Raw genomic sequence first — 14330 nt, 5'->3', positions numbered from 1 at the left:
CCCGACGGCGGCACCGGGTCAGCAGGCCAGCCGGTCAGCGCGGCGGCTTGACCGCCAGGACCGGGTGGTCGGCCTGCAGCAGGATGCGCTGCGCCACCGAGCCCATGATGAACTTGCCGACCGTGCTGCGGCGGCGCAGGCCGATCACGATCAGCGACGCGTCGTGCTTCTCGGCGAGGTCGAGGATCTCGTCGGTGAAGTCGTCACGGTGCGTCCCGCGCACCACCTGCGCCCGCACCCCGGCCTCGGTCGCCTGCGCGAGCACGCGGTCGAGGTCCTCCTCGGCGGCGACCGTCGTCTCGACGACGGAGCCCTCCCGCGCCGAGTTCACCACGAGGAGCTCCTCGTCCCGGAGCCCGGCCTCGGCGATCGCCGCACGGACGGCGGCCTCCCCCGCCGGCGTGGGGACGTAGCCAACGACGATGCTCATACGGACTCTTCCTCTCGGTTCTTCGCGGGCACGTCGCCCGCCGCCGCCTCGGACGACGCCGCCCGCCGGTCGCGGACGGCACGGATCAGGGGCAGCACGGCCACCACCACGAACACCACCAGCAGCGTCGCGGAGATGGGGCGGGTGAAGAAGCCCGCGGCCGACCCGTCGAACATCAGCAGCGAGCGCCGCAGGCTGGACTCCAGGAGCGAGCCCAGCACGAACGCCAGGACGAGCGGCCCCGGCTCGAAGCCGAACTTCTTCATCAGGTAACCGACGGCGCCGAACACGACGACCAGGAGGACGTCGAACACGGAGTTGTTGATCGTGTAGGCGCCGATCATCGTGATCAGGGCCGTGACCGGCGCCAGGATCGCCGCGCGCACCCGCAGGATGCGCACGAAGAGGCCGACCAGCGGGATCGACATGATCAGCAGCAGCACGTTGCCGATGTACATCGAGTTGACGACGCCCCAGAACAGCTCGGGGTGCTCGGTGACGAGCTGCGGCCCGGGCGTGATGCCCTGGATGAGCAGCGCGCCGAACATGAGCGCCATCGTCGCGTTGGCGGGGATGCCGAGGGTGAGCAGCGGGATGAACGAGCTGGTGGCGGCGGCGTTGTTCGCCGTCTCCGGCCCGGCCACGCCCTCGATGGCGCCCTTACCGAAGCGGCTCGGGTCCTTGGCGCGCTTCTTCTCGGCCGCGTAGGCGGCCATGGAGGCGATGGTCGCGCCGCCGCCGGGCAGGATGCCGAGGAAGAACCCGAGCACGGACCCACGGGTCACGGCGCCCGAGGACTCCTTGAGGTCCTTGCGCGACGGCCAGACGTTGGCGACCTTGCCGGGCGCGTGCACGGCGCGGTGCCGCTCCTCCAGGTTGTAGAGGATCTCGCCGAGGCCGAACAGGCCCATGGCGACGGGGACGAAGTCGATGCCGTCGGCCAGGCTGAGGCTGTCGAACGTGAAACGTTCGGCGCCCGTGAAGGCGTCGCGGCCGACGGTCGCCAGCAGCAGCCCGATCGCCGCGGCGATCAGGGCCTTGACCTTCGCGCCGGACGCGATGGTCGAGACCAGCAGGATGCCGAGCAGGGCGAGGGCCGCGTACTCGGGCGGCCCGAAGTCGAGGGCGAAGCCCGCCACGACGGGGGCCAGGAAGGTCAGTCCGACGATGGCGACGGTGCCACCGATGAACGACCCGACGGCGGCGACGCCGAGCGCCGTGCCCGCCCTGCCCTGTCTGGCCATGGCGTGCCCGTCGAGCACGGTCACGACCGAGCTGGCCTCGCCCGGCAGGCGGAGCAGCACGGACGTGATGGTGCCGCCGTACTGCGCGCCGTAGAAGATGCCGGCGAGCATGATGATCGCGGTGACCGGCTCCACGCCGTACGTCAGCGGCAGCAGGATGGCGATGGTGGCCGCCGGGCCGAGACCCGGCAGCACGCCGATGAGCATGCCGATGACCACGCCGATGAGGCAGTACAGGAGGTTGGTCGGTTCGAGCACGACGGCGAAGCCGGCGGCTACGTTCTGCAGTGATTCCACGTGCGTTTCCCTTGCGGATCAGACCTGCGGTGCGGTCAGAAGAGGTGCGGGACGTTGGTGCCGAGTGCCCCGACGAAGACCCCGTAGAGGGCCCCGACCACGAGTACCGAGTACAGGACGGCGGAGCGCCACGACTCCCCGCCGAGGAACTTCATCCAGACCAGGCTCAGCAGCAGGGCGGGGATCTCGAAGCCGATCACCGGCAGCAGCGCCACGAGACCGAGGAGGGTCGCGAGGCCCACCAGGGAGAGCCACGAGTACCGGGAGAACTTCTCCCCGTCGCCACCCCGCCGTCCGACGACGACCTGGGCGAGCGACAGCACCACCACGGCGACGCTGATCGCGAGCGGCCACAGGCCGGCGCCCGGCTGGGTCGGCGTGCCGAGGCCCAGGCCGACGGCGATCACCGCGCCCAGCACGCCGACCCCCGCCGTGACGACACAGGCGCCGAGGTTGGCGACCGGGCCCGCGGGCGGCGGCGCCTCCTCGGCCCACTCGTCGGCGAGCGCCTTGGCGGCTTCTCCGGCCGACGTCGGCGCGGCGGCGTCCTCGCCCGCCCTACCCTCCGGTTCGCGGTCCACGCGACCCTCCTTGGTTGCCGTTGCCACGAGGGATCAGCCCTCCGCGAGGCTGATGTCGTACTCCTCGGTGAGCGCCTGGTACTTCTCGGCGAGCTCGGTCCACTCCGTGGTGACCTCTTCGCCCGAGATCTCGTGCGGGGTCAGCAGGTTGTTCTCGTTGAACGACGTGTAGGTGTCCGTGGCGATGGCGGCGTCGATCGACTCGACGAGGCGGGCCTTGACATCCTCGGGCAGACCCTTGGGGGCGGCCAGGGCGCGGTACTGCGACACGGGCACGTCGTAGCCCTCCTCGACGGCGGTCGGCACGTCGGGCAGGAACTGGTTGCGCTCGGCCGAGAAGGCGAGCAGCGGCACCACGTTCCCGGCGTCGATCTGCGGCTTGGCCTCGCCGAGCTGCACGGTCGCCACCTGCACCTGGTCGCCGACGACGGCGGTCAGCGCGGGCGAGCCCGAGTCGAACGGGACGGCCGTGCCGTCGATCTCGGCCTGCGCGAACAGCGCCGCCTGAGCGAGCTGCGAGCCCGTGCCGACACCCGTGGTGCCGTACTTGATGTCGCCCGAGCCGGCCTTGAGGTCGTCGAGGGTCTCGAACCCGGAGTCCTTGCTGGCGAGCAGCACGTAGTCGTCCTGCGAGAGGCCCTTGATCACGTCGAGGTCGGCCAGGTCGACGGCCTCGTCCTCGGACACGGCCAGCGGCGTGATCGTGATGAGAGAGGCGTTCAGCAGCACCAGCTCGTAGCCGTCGGCGGGCTTGCCCGCGACCTCCTCGGTCGCGACGGCGCCGTTGGCCCCGGCCCGGTTGACGACGGGGACGGCGACGCCGAGGTCCTCGGCCATGCCCTCGGCGACGGCGCGGGCGATCAGGTCGGTCGACCCGCCGGCGTCCTGGCCCACGGTGATGGTCACCGGGCCGGACGGGAAGTCTTCACCCTCACCGCCGCCGGCGGCGCCAACGTTGCCGCCGCACGCGGCGAGCGTCAGGGCGGACAGCGCGGCGGTGGCGCCCAGCGCGACCCTGCTGGTCAGCGGGCTGCGGCGGGCACCGGAAGGTGCGCCGCGGCGCGGGTTTCGGGGGGTAGGAGTTGTCATCACAGCTCTCCTCGTTGAGATCTCCGACGGGCATCTGCCGGTCGGGCGTTGAGCATAGGAAGCCCATACGATGCCTGTCTAAGCCTCTTACTGCATTGCTTGATTCTCGGAATGCATCAATCCCGGAAAGGCCATCGTGTACACCCTCGATCAGGTCCGCTGCTTCCTCGCCGTCGCGGAAGAGCTCCACTTCGGCCGCGCGGCAGAACGACTCAACATGACCCAGCCGCCCCTGAGCCGTCAGGTCCAGAAGCTGGAACGCGCCGTCGGCGTCCCCCTGCTGGAACGGGACAACCGGCACGTCGAGCTGACGACGGCCGGCGCGGTGTTCCTGGAGGAGGCCCGGCGCCTCCTGACCGCCGCCGACGCCGCCCCCGCGCTGGCCCGGAAGATCGCCGCGGGCCGCGCGGGCGTGCTGCGCCTCGGCTTCACCGCCGCGTCCGGGTTCAGCCTGCTGGGCACGCTCGTCCAGGAGATCACCGACTTCATGCCCGACGTCGACCTGGACCTCCAGGAGCTCGTCACGGTCGAGCAGATCGAGGCGATCCGGCGCGGCGAGCTCGACCTGGCGCTCGGCCGGCCGCCGTTCGACCAGGAGAGCTTTGACTCCCGGCTCCTGCTGTCGGAGGACCTGGTGCTGGCCGTGCCGCCGGGGCACGCACTGACCCGGCTCGACCGGCCCGTGACCGCCGCCGACCTGCGCGACCAGCCCGTCGTCGGGCACCACCCCACCAAGGCGCGGTACTTCTACGACATGGTGGTGCGCTACATCGCCGTCGAGCACGGGAACGTGGTGCACGTCGTCAGCCAGATCCTGACGATGTGCTCGCTCGTGGCGGCCGGGCGCGGCGTGGCGTTCGTCCCGGAGTCGGCCCGCCTGCTCGGCCTGCCGGGCGTGACGTTCGTGGAGCTCGACGTCCCGCACGGCGTCGTCGAGCTGCACGCGATCTGGGACCGCACCTCGAAGAACCCGGCCCTCCACGAGTTCCTCCGCTACCTCCACCCCGACCCCACCCGCTGAACCCCGCTCGTTGAGTGCTGGGTATTTGTGGCTTCGAATCGTTTCGAAGCCACAAATACCCAGCACTCAACGAATGCCCCACGGGCGGGTGATACCTCGTGGGCATGAATTGATGCACGATCGGGCTTGGACAGGCATCGTGGAGCGTTCCTACCGTGGCCGCGAGAACCTAGCCCGACCAGTCGCCATCGTCGACGTCTGTCACAGGAGGGGGCCACCACCTTGGCCACGTATGCACCGCAGGAGCTCGCCGTCGCCCTGAAGGACGGGCTGCTGTCGTTCCCCGTCACGCCGTTCACCGCGGACGGGGCGGTCGACGAGCAGCGGTACCGCGACCACATCGACTGGCAGTCGAGCTTCCCCATCGGCGGACTGTTCGCCGCGGGCGGCACTGGCGAGGGCTTCAGCCTGACGCCGCAGGAGTCGGCGCAGGTCGTGCGCCTCGCCGTCGAGACCGCCGGCGGGCGCACCCCCGTGCTCGGCAGCGCGGGCGGCAACACCGCCCAGGCGATCGAGAACGCGCGCGCCGCGCAGGACGCCGGCGCCGAGGGGCTCCTGCTGCTGCCCCCGTACCTCACCGAGGCCGACCAGGACGGCCTGCTGGAGCACGCCTCCGCCGTGTGCGCCGCGACCGACCTCGGCGTCATCGTCTACAACCGCGGCAACGCGATCTACTCCGCGACCACCGTCGCCCGGCTCGCCGAGCGGCACCCGAACTTCATCGGGTTCAAGGACGCGATCGGCGACATCGAGCACCTCACCCGCGTCTACGCCACCAACGGCGACCGGCTGTTCTACCTGGGCGGCCTGCCCACCGCCGAGACCTACGCCCTGCCGCTGCTCCAGCTCGGCATGAGCACCTACTCCTCGGCCATGTACAACTTCGTGCCCGAGTTCGCGCTGGAGTTCTACCGGGACGTGCGGGCGCAGAACCACGCCGCCGTCACCGAGAAGCTGCGCCGCTTCGTGCTGCCGTACCTCGACATCCGCGACCGCACCAAGGGCTACGGCGTGTCCATCGTCAAGGGCGGCATGAAGGCCATCGGCCGCGACATGGGCAGCGTGCGTGCGCCCCTGCAGGACCTCACCGCTCAGGACCTCGCGGACCTCTCCGCCCTGCTCGACGCCGCCGGAGTGCGGCCCGCTCCGGCCGACGGCGCCCCGGCCGGCACTACGGCCGACGCCGACGCCGCCGTCGACACCCTGGCCGGCTGACCCGAACGCCCTCAAGGAGACATGCGATGACCCAGCTCACCGGCCACTCGATCGTCGCCGGCGCGCCCCTTCCGGGCACCGCCGGCACCTTCGCCGGGCAGGACCCGGCCTCGGCCCAGGCGCTCGAACCCGCCTACTCCCTGCTCGACGAGGCGCAGGTCGCCCGGGCGACGGCCGCCGCACAGGAGGCGTTCGCCTCCTTCTCCGCGCTCGCCCCCGAGCCCCACGCGCGCTTCCTGGAACAGGTCGCGGCCAACATCGAGGCCGTCGCGCCCGACGTCGTCGCGCGGGCCATGCAGGAGACCGGCCTCCCGGCGGCCCGCCTGACGGGCGAGGTCGCCCGCACCACGAACCAGCTCCGCCTGTTCGCGCAGGTGGTGCGCCAGGGCGACCACCGTGGCGTGCGGATCGACCCCGCCCTGCCGGACCGCGCTCCCCTGCCGCGCGCCGACATCCGGCAGCGCAAGGTGCCCGTCGGCCCCGTGGCCGTGTTCGGCGCCAGCAACTTCCCGCTCGCCTTCTCCACCGCGGGCGGCGACACCGCGTCCGCGCTGGCGGCCGGCTGCCCCGTGGTGGTCAAGGCGCACAACGCGCACCCCGGCACGGCCGAGCTCGTGGGCCGCGCCGTGGCCGACGCCGTCGCCTCGTCCGGGCTGCACCCCGGCGTGTTCTCCCTGGTCTACGGGCCGGGCAAGGTCGTGGGCCAGGCGCTCGTGTCCGACCCGGTGATCCAGGCCGTCGGCTTCACCGGCTCCCGCGGCGGCGGCCTCGCGCTCGTCGCGGCGGCCGCGGCCCGCCCCGTGCCCATCCCCGTCTACGCCGAGATGAGCTCGATCAACCCCACGATCCTGCTCGACGGCGCCCTCGCGGGCGACGTCGACGCCCTGGCCGCCGCGTACCTCACGTCGGTGACCGGCTCCTCGGGCCAGCTCTGCACCGCGCCGGGCCTCGTGTTCGTGCCGGACGACGAGCGCGGCGACGCGTTCGTGGCCGCCGCCGGGCGCGCAGCGGCCGCCGCGGCCGGGCAGACCATGCTCACCGAGGGCATCGCACAGGCCTGGCAGGACGGCGTGGACACGCTCGCCGCGCAGGACGGCGTCTCGCTCGTCGGGGCCGGGTCCCCCGGCGCGACGGAGAACGCCCCCGCGCCCGCGGTCTTCGCCAGCGCGGTGCCGACCCTGCTCAGCAACCCCGTGCTCCAGGCCGAGATCTTCGGCGCGGCCTCGCTCGTGGTCCGGTACTCGGACGCCGACGAGCTGCTGTCCGCCGTCGAACGCCTGGAGGGGCAGCTCACCGTGACGCTGCACCTGACCGAGTCGGACCGCGAGACCGCAGCCGCCCTGCTTCCCGTGCTGGAGCGCAAGGCCGGTCGCATCCTGGCGAACGGCTGGCCCACCGGCGTCGAGGTGGGGCACGCGATGGTGCACGGCGGGCCGTTCCCCGCGACGTCGGACGGGCGCACCACCTCGGTGGGCACGCTCGCGATCGAGCGGTTCCTGCGGCCCGTGGCCTACCAGAACCTGCCGGAGTACCTGCTGCCCGAGCCGGTCCGGTCGGACAACCCGTGGCACCTGACGCGGCGGGTCGACGGCGTGCTCGACGTCGTGCTGGGTGCGACGGAGACCGACGTCACGAAGGCGGACGCCGCCCCGGAGACCGCGGGGACCGCGCGGTGAGCGCGCACCCCCCGATCGCCCGCGTCGAGGTCGTGCCCGTCGCGGGCCACGACTCGATGCTGCTGAACCTGTCGGGCGCGCACGCCCCGTTCTTCACGCGGAACGTCGCGATCGTCACCGACTCCGACGGCCGCACGGGGCTGGGCGAGGTGCCCGGTGGAGAGAAGATCCGGGCGACGATCGAGGAGGCCGGCGCGATCGTCGTCGGGCAGCCGGTGGCGCGGTACCGCTCCCTGCTGCGCGACGTCGCCCGCGCGTTCGCCGACCGCGACGCGGGCGGGCGCGGGCTCCAGACCTTCGACCTGCGCACCACGGTGCACGCAGTCACGGCCCTGGAGTCCGCGCTGCTCGACCTGCACGGCCAGGACCTGGGCGTGCCCGTCGCGGAGCTGCTCGGCGACGGCGTCCAGCGCGAGGCCGTGCCGATGCTCGGGTACCTGTTCTACGTGGGCGACCCGGGCGCGACCGACCTGCCGTACCTGCGCGGCGACGACGAGTCCGACGCGTGGGGGCGGCTGCGCCGCGAGGAGGCGATGACGCCGGACGCCGTCGTGCGCCTGGCCGAGGCCGCCGCCGAGCGGTACGGGTTCACCGACTTCAAGCTCAAGGGCGGCGTGCAGGCCGGTGACCTGGAGGTGGACACCGTCGTCGCGCTCAAGGAGCGCTTCCCCGACGCGCGGATCACGCTCGACCCCAACGGCGGCTGGCTGCTGGCCGACGCGATCCGGCTGGGCCGGCGCATGCGCGGCGTCGTCGCCTACGCGGAGGACCCGTGCGGGGCCGAGGGCCGGTTCTCCGGCCGGGAGGTGATGGCCGAGTTCAAGCGGGCGACGGGCCTGCCGACGGCGACCAACATGATCGCGACCGACTGGCGGGAGATGGCGCACGCCGTGCGCGCGGGCGCCGTCGACATCCCGCTGGCCGACCCGCACTTCTGGACCATGGCGGGCTCCGTGCGGGTGGCCCAGCTCTGCCACGAGTTCGGGCTGACCTGGGGGTCGCACTCCAACAACCACTTCGACATCTCGCTGGCCATGTTCACGCACGTCGGGGCGGCGGCGCCCGGCGAGATCACGGCGCTGGACACGCACTGGATCTGGCAGGACGGGCAGGGCCTGACGACGGCCCCGCCGCAGATCGCCGGCGGCGCGATCCAGGTGCCGACGACGCCGGGGCTCGGCGTCGAGCTGGACCGCGAGCGCCTGGCCGCCGCGCACGAGCTGTACCTGAAGCACGGCCTGGGCGCCCGCGACGACGCCCTGGCGATGCAGTACCTGGTCCCGGGCTGGGCCTTCGACCCGAAGCGCCCGTGCCTGGTCCGCTGACCCCCTCGTTGAGTGCTGGCTTTTTGCGGGACAAATGCCCCACGACCCCGCAGATACCCAGCACTCAGCGGGATGGTTCATGAGCGGGGTGCTGCTCGGGTTCGCGATCGTGCTCGTGCTCGTCGGGGTGGGGTTCGTGGCCGCGTGGGCACTGCCCGGCGAGGCCCGCGCGATGCAGCGCGGCATCGCGCCGCTGGTGTACTACATCACCAACCCGGCGCTGATGTTCCTGCTCATGTCCGACGCCGACCTCGGCGCCGTCCTGCGCACCTACACCCCGATCGCGCTGATCACGGCGGCGGCCACGGGGCTGCTCTACGCGCTGGTCGCCGGCGGGCTGCTGCGGCGGCCCGCCGGGCCGGTCGCGGCCGGCGCCATGGCGAGCTCGTACGTGAACGCGGGCAACATCGGGGTGCCCATCGCGCTGTACGCGGTGGGCACCGCCGCCCCGGTCGTGTCGGTGCTCATCGCGCAGCTCCTGGTGGTCGCGCCGCTGTACCTATCGGTGTTCGCGTGGTGCCGGCACCGGGCGGGGCGGTTCGCTCCTGCCCGTTCCGACGACGACGGCGCCTCCCCCGCTGCCGACGCCGGTGCCGCTGCTGGAGCCGGTGCCGATGACGGCGCTGCCGCCGCGGCTGCCGACAGCGCCGGGCCCTCCCGCTCCCTCGGCGCGACCCTCGCCCGGTCGCTCGCGAACCCGGTCACAGTCGCGACGGGGCTCGGTCTGCTGGCCGCGGCGTTCTCCGTGGACCTGCCCGCGGTGCTCGGGCAGCCGGTCGAGATGCTCGGCCACGCGTCGGTGCCGCTGCTCCTGCTGCTGTTCGGCATGTCGCTGCGCGGTCAGCGGCCGCTGGGCCGGGACGCCCGCGCCGAGGTGGTGCTGGGCACCGTGCTCAAGTCGCTGGTCATGCCGGTGCTGGCCTGGGTGGTCGGCCGGTTCCTGTTCGGGCTGGACGGCCTGGACCTGCTCGGCGTGGTGCTCATGGCGGCGCTGCCCACGGCGCAGAACGTGTTCCTGTTCGCGGGACACTTCCGCCTGGCGACGACGTCGGTCCGCGACGTCACCCTCCTGAGCATGCTCCTGGCGTTGCCGGTCTCCCTGCTGGTGACCTTGCTCCTGGGCTGACGCCGCCGGCGGCGCCGACAACGGCGCCGTCGAACGTAGGGGTAGTCGCACTCTGGGCGCCCAGAGTGCGACCAGACCTACGCTCAGCTGCGGCCGGAGGCTCAGCTCAGCGGGGCGTGATGCCCGTCAGGACGTTGCGCACCAGGGCGTCGGCGAACGACTCCGTGACCGGCTCGTCCGGGACCAGGAGCCGGTGGTAGACGGCGCCCCAGAGCTGGTCGACCACCACCTGCACGTCGACGTCGTCGCGGACCTGCCCCGCCTCCTGCGCCGCCCGCAGCCGCTCGGCCGCCAGGCGGCGCCGCTCGGAGGAGTACAGCGTGCGGTAGGCGACGGCGAGGTCCTGGTCGGTCTGCGACTGGCCGATCAGCTCCGCGAGGATGCGCCCCGCGGGCGTCGTCGTCATGAGGTGCACGAACGCCCGGAGCTGGTCGCGCAGGTCCACGCGGATGTCGCCGGTGTCGGGGAAGGCGAGCGTCTGCTGCACGGCGTGGAAGTAGCCGTCCAGGGCCAGCGCGCCCTTGGAGGGCCACCACTTGTAGAGCGTCGTCTTGCTGACGCCGGACAGGCGCGCGACGCGCTCGAACGTCAGGTCGGCGATGCCCTCGGCCAGCAGCAGCTCGCCGACGGTGCGCAGCACGTCCGCGCGCACCTCGTCGGCGGGCCGCCGCCCGCGCCCCCGGGCCCGCGCGCCCGGCTGTCCGACGTCGGACGCCGCTACCTGGTCCGTCATGTCCCCTCCTCCTGGCCCCCGCAGTCTAGGAGGGTGCCCGTCGCTGATCCGCGTGATCGGCAGGATGTCAGGTGATCGGTAGTCCGGGCTGCCGACCACCTGACGTTCTGCCGACCACTCGGCACGGCCGGCGCGGCGCCGGTCACGCGGTGCGCACCGTGAGCAGGTCCGGCAGGCCCACGCGCTCCAGGAACTCGGCGCGGGTGCGGTCGGCGAGGTCCGAGACTGCCTCGGAGCCGTCGTCGGCCGGGTCGATGTGCACCCGGTACGGCCGCTGCCCGGCGGGCAGCGCGACGATGCGGGCGATCTCGTCGGAGACGAGCGCGACGTCGGCGTCGGGCGCCAGGGCCGCGAGCTTCTCCGCGACCTGGCCCATCAGCCCGGCGTAGCGGGTCTCGTAGTCGGCCTCGACCGCGGCGTCGGCGGGGTGGCCGGCGTGCGCGAAGTGGTTGGTGCCGCTCGTGAACGAGCCGGGCACCACGATCGACGTCTCGACGCCCCAGCGGGCCAGCTCGGCGGCGTACGACACCGCGAGGGAGTCCATGCCCGCCTTCGCCGCGAAGTACGGCGCCAGGTACGGCGGGGTGCCGCCTTTGACGCTGGAGCTGGAGACCCAGATGACGAGGCCCGCGCCGCGGCGCCGCATGCCGGGCAGGACCGCCCGGTTCACGCGCTGCGCGGACAGCACGTTGACGTCGTAGAGCTGCGCGAGCTGCTCCGGCGTGAACGCCTCGGCCGGTCCGACGACCATGTGCCCCGCGTTGTGGATCAGCACGTCCACGTGCCCGCGTTCGGCCTCGATTTGGCCGACGGCGCGGTCCACGGACTCCTGCGAGCTCACGTCGAGCTCGACCGGCCGCAGGTCGGCTCCGTGCTCGGCGGCCCAGGCCCGCGCGGCGTCGACCTGGGGCGCGTTGCGACCCTCGGTCTGTCGCATGCCCGCGTAGACGGTGTGGCCCGCGGCGGCCAGGGCGCGCGCCGTCAGCGCCCCGAACCCGCTCGACGCCCCGGTGATGACGACGACGGCGCTCATGCCAGGCCCCCGTTGGTGTAGATGACCTGACCGTTGACCCAGCGCGCGGGGCCGGCCAGGAAGGCGACGGTCTCGGCGATGTCCTCGGGCTGGCCGAGGCGCTCGAGCGGCACGGCGTTCGCCAGGTTCTGGACGGTCTGCTCGTCCTTGCCGTTCAGGAACAGCGGGGTGGCCGTGGGGCCGGGGGCCACCACGTTGACGGTGATGTCCTTGCCGCGCAGCTCGCGGGCCAGGATCAGCGTCATGCCCTCGACGGCGGCCTTGCTGGCGACGTACGCGGCGTAGGCCGGGAACTGCGTACGCACCACCGACGTCGAGAAGTTGATCAGCGCGCCGCCGGGGCGCAGCCGGTTCGCGGCGAGCTGGGCCACCACGAACGTGCCGCGGATGTTGGTGCGGTGCATGCGGTCGAGGTCGTCGAGGTCGAAGCTCGCGACCGGGCCGAGAATCATGATCCCGGCCGTGTTGACGACGACGTCGACGCCGCCGAACGCCGCGGTGGCCGCGTCGAAGGCGGCGGTCATGGCGGTCTCGTCGGCGACGTCCCCGCCGACGGCGAGCGCCTGGCCGCCCGAGGCCTGGACGGCCGCGACGACCTCGTCGGCCCGGGCCCGGTTGCCCGCGTAGTGGACGACGACGGCGAACCCGTCGGCGGCGAGCCGCTGGACGACGGCGCGGCCGATGCCGCCGGACCCGCCCGTCACGAGGGCGACGCGGGTGGTGCTGGTGTCGGTGGTGCTCATGGGGTTGCTCCCTGCTTCCTGTGCGGTCTCGATGTGGACTGTGCGTTCATATAAACACAGAAGTGCACGCGCCGTCCATATATTCCCGCACACCACTTCCGGACGTACCAGCCCGGCACACCGGGCCCCGGGAACGACGAAGGCCCGCCCCCGGCAGGATGTCGCGCACGCCCGGAAACCGGAGAGCATGCGTGACCGCCTGCCGGCGGCGGACCTTTCAGACGGCGGCCGAGGTTCCCCCAGAGTTCCCCGGCCGTCGTCGGTCCTTGATGTCGTCAGACGCCGGTGGGCTCCGCCACCTTCGTGCGCGAGCCGCCCGTGCGGTCGGCGTCGTCGACGTCGCCGTCAGCCTCCCCGCCGTCCGAGGCGGCCGCGTCCTCCGGGCCGTGCAGGTCGTTCGCCGCGGCCTCGTCGAACGGGATCGCGCCGGCCAGCACCTGGTCCACGCGGTCGCGGTCGATCTCCTTGGTCCAGGTGCCGATGATGACCGTGGCCACGGCGTTGCCGGTGAAGTTGGTCAGCGCGCGGGCCTCGGACATGAAGCGGTCGATGCCGACCACGATGCCCACGCCGTCGACCAGGTCGGGGCGGTAGGTCTGCAGGCCGCCCGCGAGCGTCGCCAGGCCGGCGCCGGTGACCCCGGCGGCGCCCTTGGAGGCGATGATCATGAAGGCGAGCATGCCGATCTGCTCGGGCACGGACAGCGGCGTCCCCATCGCGGAGGCGATGAACAGCGACGCCATCGTCAGGTAGATCGCCGTGCCGTCGAGGTTGAACGAGTACCCGGTCGGCACGGTGATGCCGACGACGGGCTTGGACACGCCCAGGTGCTCCATCTTGGCGATGAGGCGCGGCAGGGCCGCCTCGGACGACGACGTGCTGACGATGAGCAGGTACTCGCGCGCCAGGTACTTCATGAGCAGGAAGATGTTCACGCGGGCCACGAACCAGAGCACGGCGCCCAGCACCACGGCGATGAACACGATGCAGGTCAGGTAGAACCCGAGCATCAGGGTGCCGAGCGCGACGACGGCGCCCCAGCCGGTCTCGCCGACGACGCCGGCGATGGCGCCGAACGCACCCACGGGGGCGACCCACAGGATCATCGTCAGGACGCGGAAGACGATGGCCTGGATCATCCGGATCGCGTCGAGCGCGGGCTTGCCGCGGGCGCCGAGCTGCTGGATCGCGAAGCCGACGAGCAGCGCCACGAACAGGGTCTGCAGCACGGACTCGCCGGTCAGCGGCGAGACGAGCGTGGTCGGGATGATGCCGAGCACGAAGTCGACGAGGCCGGCGGCCTCACCCTCCGCCTCGTAGCTGGCCTCCGCGATGTTCAGGCCCTCGCCCGGGTGCAGCACGTTGCCGACGAGCAGGCCGATGAACAGCGCGAACGTGGACATCACGATGAAGTAGAGCAGCGCCAGCCCGCCGACCCGGCCGACGGTGGCGGCCTTCGCGATCGAGCCGATGCCCAGCACGATGGTGCAGAAGATGACGGGCGAGATCATCATCTTGATGAGGGCGACGAACCCGGTGCCGAGCGGCTTCAGCGCCACTCCGGTCTCCGGGGAGGCCAGGCCCACGATGACGCCGGCCACGACGGCCACGATCACCGCGATGTACAGGTAGTGACTCTTGTCGAGCCGGCGGCGCGGGGTGGTCCCGGCGCCGGCGGGCTGCGTTACCGCCATGGTGTGTTCCTCTCACAACGCTGTGTGGTCAGCGACAAGAGTGCTGGCGGGGACGGCGAACCCCACCATTGCGTACATAGTGTTCTCGCCGCGGTCACCGGCGCGGCGCGGGCGGGTCACAAT

General features: G+C 72.4%; 13 protein-coding genes. 5 read left to right on the top strand and 8 right to left on the bottom strand.

The features are described from left to right. Window positions 1-34: 34 nt before the first annotated feature. From FHX71_RS07230 to FHX71_RS07215, 4 genes are read right to left on the bottom strand one after another with little or no spacing between them, the layout of a single operon-like run. Window positions 35-430 (bottom strand): universal stress protein, encoded by a 396-nt coding sequence (locus FHX71_RS07230; RefSeq protein WP_182615065.1) that lies wholly within the window; start codon window positions 428-430, stop codon window positions 35-37. Continuing rightward, the gene (locus FHX71_RS07225; RefSeq protein ID WP_182615064.1) at window positions 427-1971 is read right to left on the bottom strand and encodes a tripartite tricarboxylate transporter permease; all 1545 of its coding nucleotides are present in this window, start codon (window positions 1969-1971) and stop codon (window positions 427-429) included. Before FHX71_RS07225 ends, FHX71_RS07230 begins: the two co-directional genes overlap by 4 nt. Window positions 1972-2006: 35 nt before the next feature. Further along, window positions 2007-2552, bottom strand: coding sequence for a tripartite tricarboxylate transporter TctB family protein (locus FHX71_RS07220; RefSeq protein ID WP_312876952.1), 546 nt, complete (start codon window positions 2550-2552; stop codon window positions 2007-2009). A 33-nt stretch (window positions 2553-2585) separates the two neighbouring features. Then, entirely contained in the window at window positions 2586-3641 is a 1056-nt protein-coding gene (locus tag FHX71_RS07215) for a tripartite tricarboxylate transporter substrate binding protein (protein WP_246402311.1), read from the bottom strand. Window positions 3642-3777: 136 nt separating this feature from the next. Between FHX71_RS07215 and FHX71_RS07210 the strand changes: the two genes are divergently transcribed. The 5 genes from FHX71_RS07210 to FHX71_RS07190 all read left to right on the top strand — a co-directional run bounded on the left by FHX71_RS07210 (window position 3778) and on the right by FHX71_RS07190 (window position 10004). Further along, entirely contained in the window at window positions 3778-4662 is an 885-nt protein-coding gene (locus tag FHX71_RS07210; RefSeq protein ID WP_182615062.1) for a LysR family transcriptional regulator, read from the top strand. A gap of 222 nt (window positions 4663-4884) precedes the next feature. After that, window positions 4885-5877, top strand: coding sequence for a 5-dehydro-4-deoxyglucarate dehydratase (gene kdgD, locus FHX71_RS07205; RefSeq protein WP_246402308.1), 993 nt, complete (start codon window positions 4885-4887; stop codon window positions 5875-5877). Between the two features lie 26 nt (window positions 5878-5903). Further along, on the top strand, window positions 5904-7553 hold the full coding sequence (locus tag FHX71_RS07200) for an aldehyde dehydrogenase (NADP(+)) (protein WP_182615061.1): 1650 nt from the start codon (window positions 5904-5906) through the stop codon (window positions 7551-7553). Further along, entirely contained in the window at window positions 7550-8878 is a 1329-nt protein-coding gene (locus FHX71_RS07195; RefSeq protein ID WP_182615060.1) for an enolase C-terminal domain-like protein, read from the top strand. The genes FHX71_RS07200 and FHX71_RS07195 overlap by 4 nt, the downstream gene beginning before the upstream one ends. A gap of 79 nt (window positions 8879-8957) precedes the next feature. Continuing rightward, on the top strand, window positions 8958-10004 hold the full coding sequence (locus FHX71_RS07190) for an AEC family transporter (RefSeq protein WP_182615059.1): 1047 nt from the start codon (window positions 8958-8960) through the stop codon (window positions 10002-10004). A gap of 106 nt (window positions 10005-10110) precedes the next feature. Here the strand turns inward: FHX71_RS07190 and FHX71_RS07185 are convergent, their stop codons facing one another. The 4 genes from FHX71_RS07185 to FHX71_RS07170 form a co-directional block, all read right to left on the bottom strand. Then, window positions 10111-10737, bottom strand: coding sequence for a TetR/AcrR family transcriptional regulator (locus FHX71_RS07185; RefSeq protein WP_182615058.1), 627 nt, complete (start codon window positions 10735-10737; stop codon window positions 10111-10113). A 142-nt stretch (window positions 10738-10879) separates the two neighbouring features. Further along, window positions 10880-11770 carry an SDR family oxidoreductase gene (locus FHX71_RS07180; RefSeq protein WP_182615057.1) on the bottom strand — a complete coding sequence of 297 codons (891 nt, stop codon included), beginning with the start codon at window positions 11768-11770 and terminating at the stop codon, window positions 10880-10882. Further along, on the bottom strand, window positions 11767-12513 hold the full coding sequence (locus tag FHX71_RS07175; protein WP_182615056.1) for an SDR family oxidoreductase: 747 nt from the start codon (window positions 12511-12513) through the stop codon (window positions 11767-11769). Before FHX71_RS07175 ends, FHX71_RS07180 begins: the two co-directional genes overlap by 4 nt. A gap of 275 nt (window positions 12514-12788) precedes the next feature. Next, on the bottom strand, window positions 12789-14207 hold the full coding sequence (locus FHX71_RS07170; RefSeq protein WP_246402305.1) for a cation:dicarboxylate symporter family transporter: 1419 nt from the start codon (window positions 14205-14207) through the stop codon (window positions 12789-12791). Window positions 14208-14330 lie beyond the last annotated feature (123 nt).

This window comes from Promicromonospora sukumoe (assembly GCF_014137995.1).
GTDB lineage: Bacteria > Actinomycetota > Actinomycetes > Actinomycetales > Cellulomonadaceae > Promicromonospora > Promicromonospora sukumoe.
Note: the sequence above shows the minus strand (reverse complement) of the source record. Positions and strands in the feature narration are given on the sequence as shown.

What these genes read in the sequence shown, in the direction of transcription:
- FHX71_RS07175 (WP_182615056.1), bottom strand. Translation starts at nt 12,513, where the DNA reads ATGAGCACCACCGACACCAGCACCACCCGCGTCGCCCTCGTGACGGGC.
- FHX71_RS07190 (WP_182615059.1), top strand. Translation starts at nt 8,958, where the DNA reads ATGAGCGGGGTGCTGCTCGGGTTCGCGATCGTGCTCGTGCTCGTCGGG.
- FHX71_RS07180 (WP_182615057.1), bottom strand. Translation starts at nt 11,770, where the DNA reads ATGAGCGCCGTCGTCGTCATCACCGGGGCGTCGAGCGGGTTCGGGGCG.
- FHX71_RS07200 (WP_182615061.1), top strand. Translation starts at nt 5,904, where the DNA reads ATGACCCAGCTCACCGGCCACTCGATCGTCGCCGGCGCGCCCCTTCCG.
- FHX71_RS07170 (WP_246402305.1), bottom strand. Translation starts at nt 14,207, where the DNA reads ATGGCGGTAACGCAGCCCGCCGGCGCCGGGACCACCCCGCGCCGCCGG.
- FHX71_RS07185 (WP_182615058.1), bottom strand. Translation starts at nt 10,737, where the DNA reads ATGACGGACCAGGTAGCGGCGTCCGACGTCGGACAGCCGGGCGCGCGG.
- FHX71_RS07215 (WP_246402311.1), bottom strand. Translation starts at nt 3,641, where the DNA reads ATGACAACTCCTACCCCCCGAAACCCGCGCCGCGGCGCACCTTCCGGT.
- FHX71_RS07230 (WP_182615065.1), bottom strand. Translation starts at nt 430, where the DNA reads ATGAGCATCGTCGTTGGCTACGTCCCCACGCCGGCGGGGGAGGCCGCC.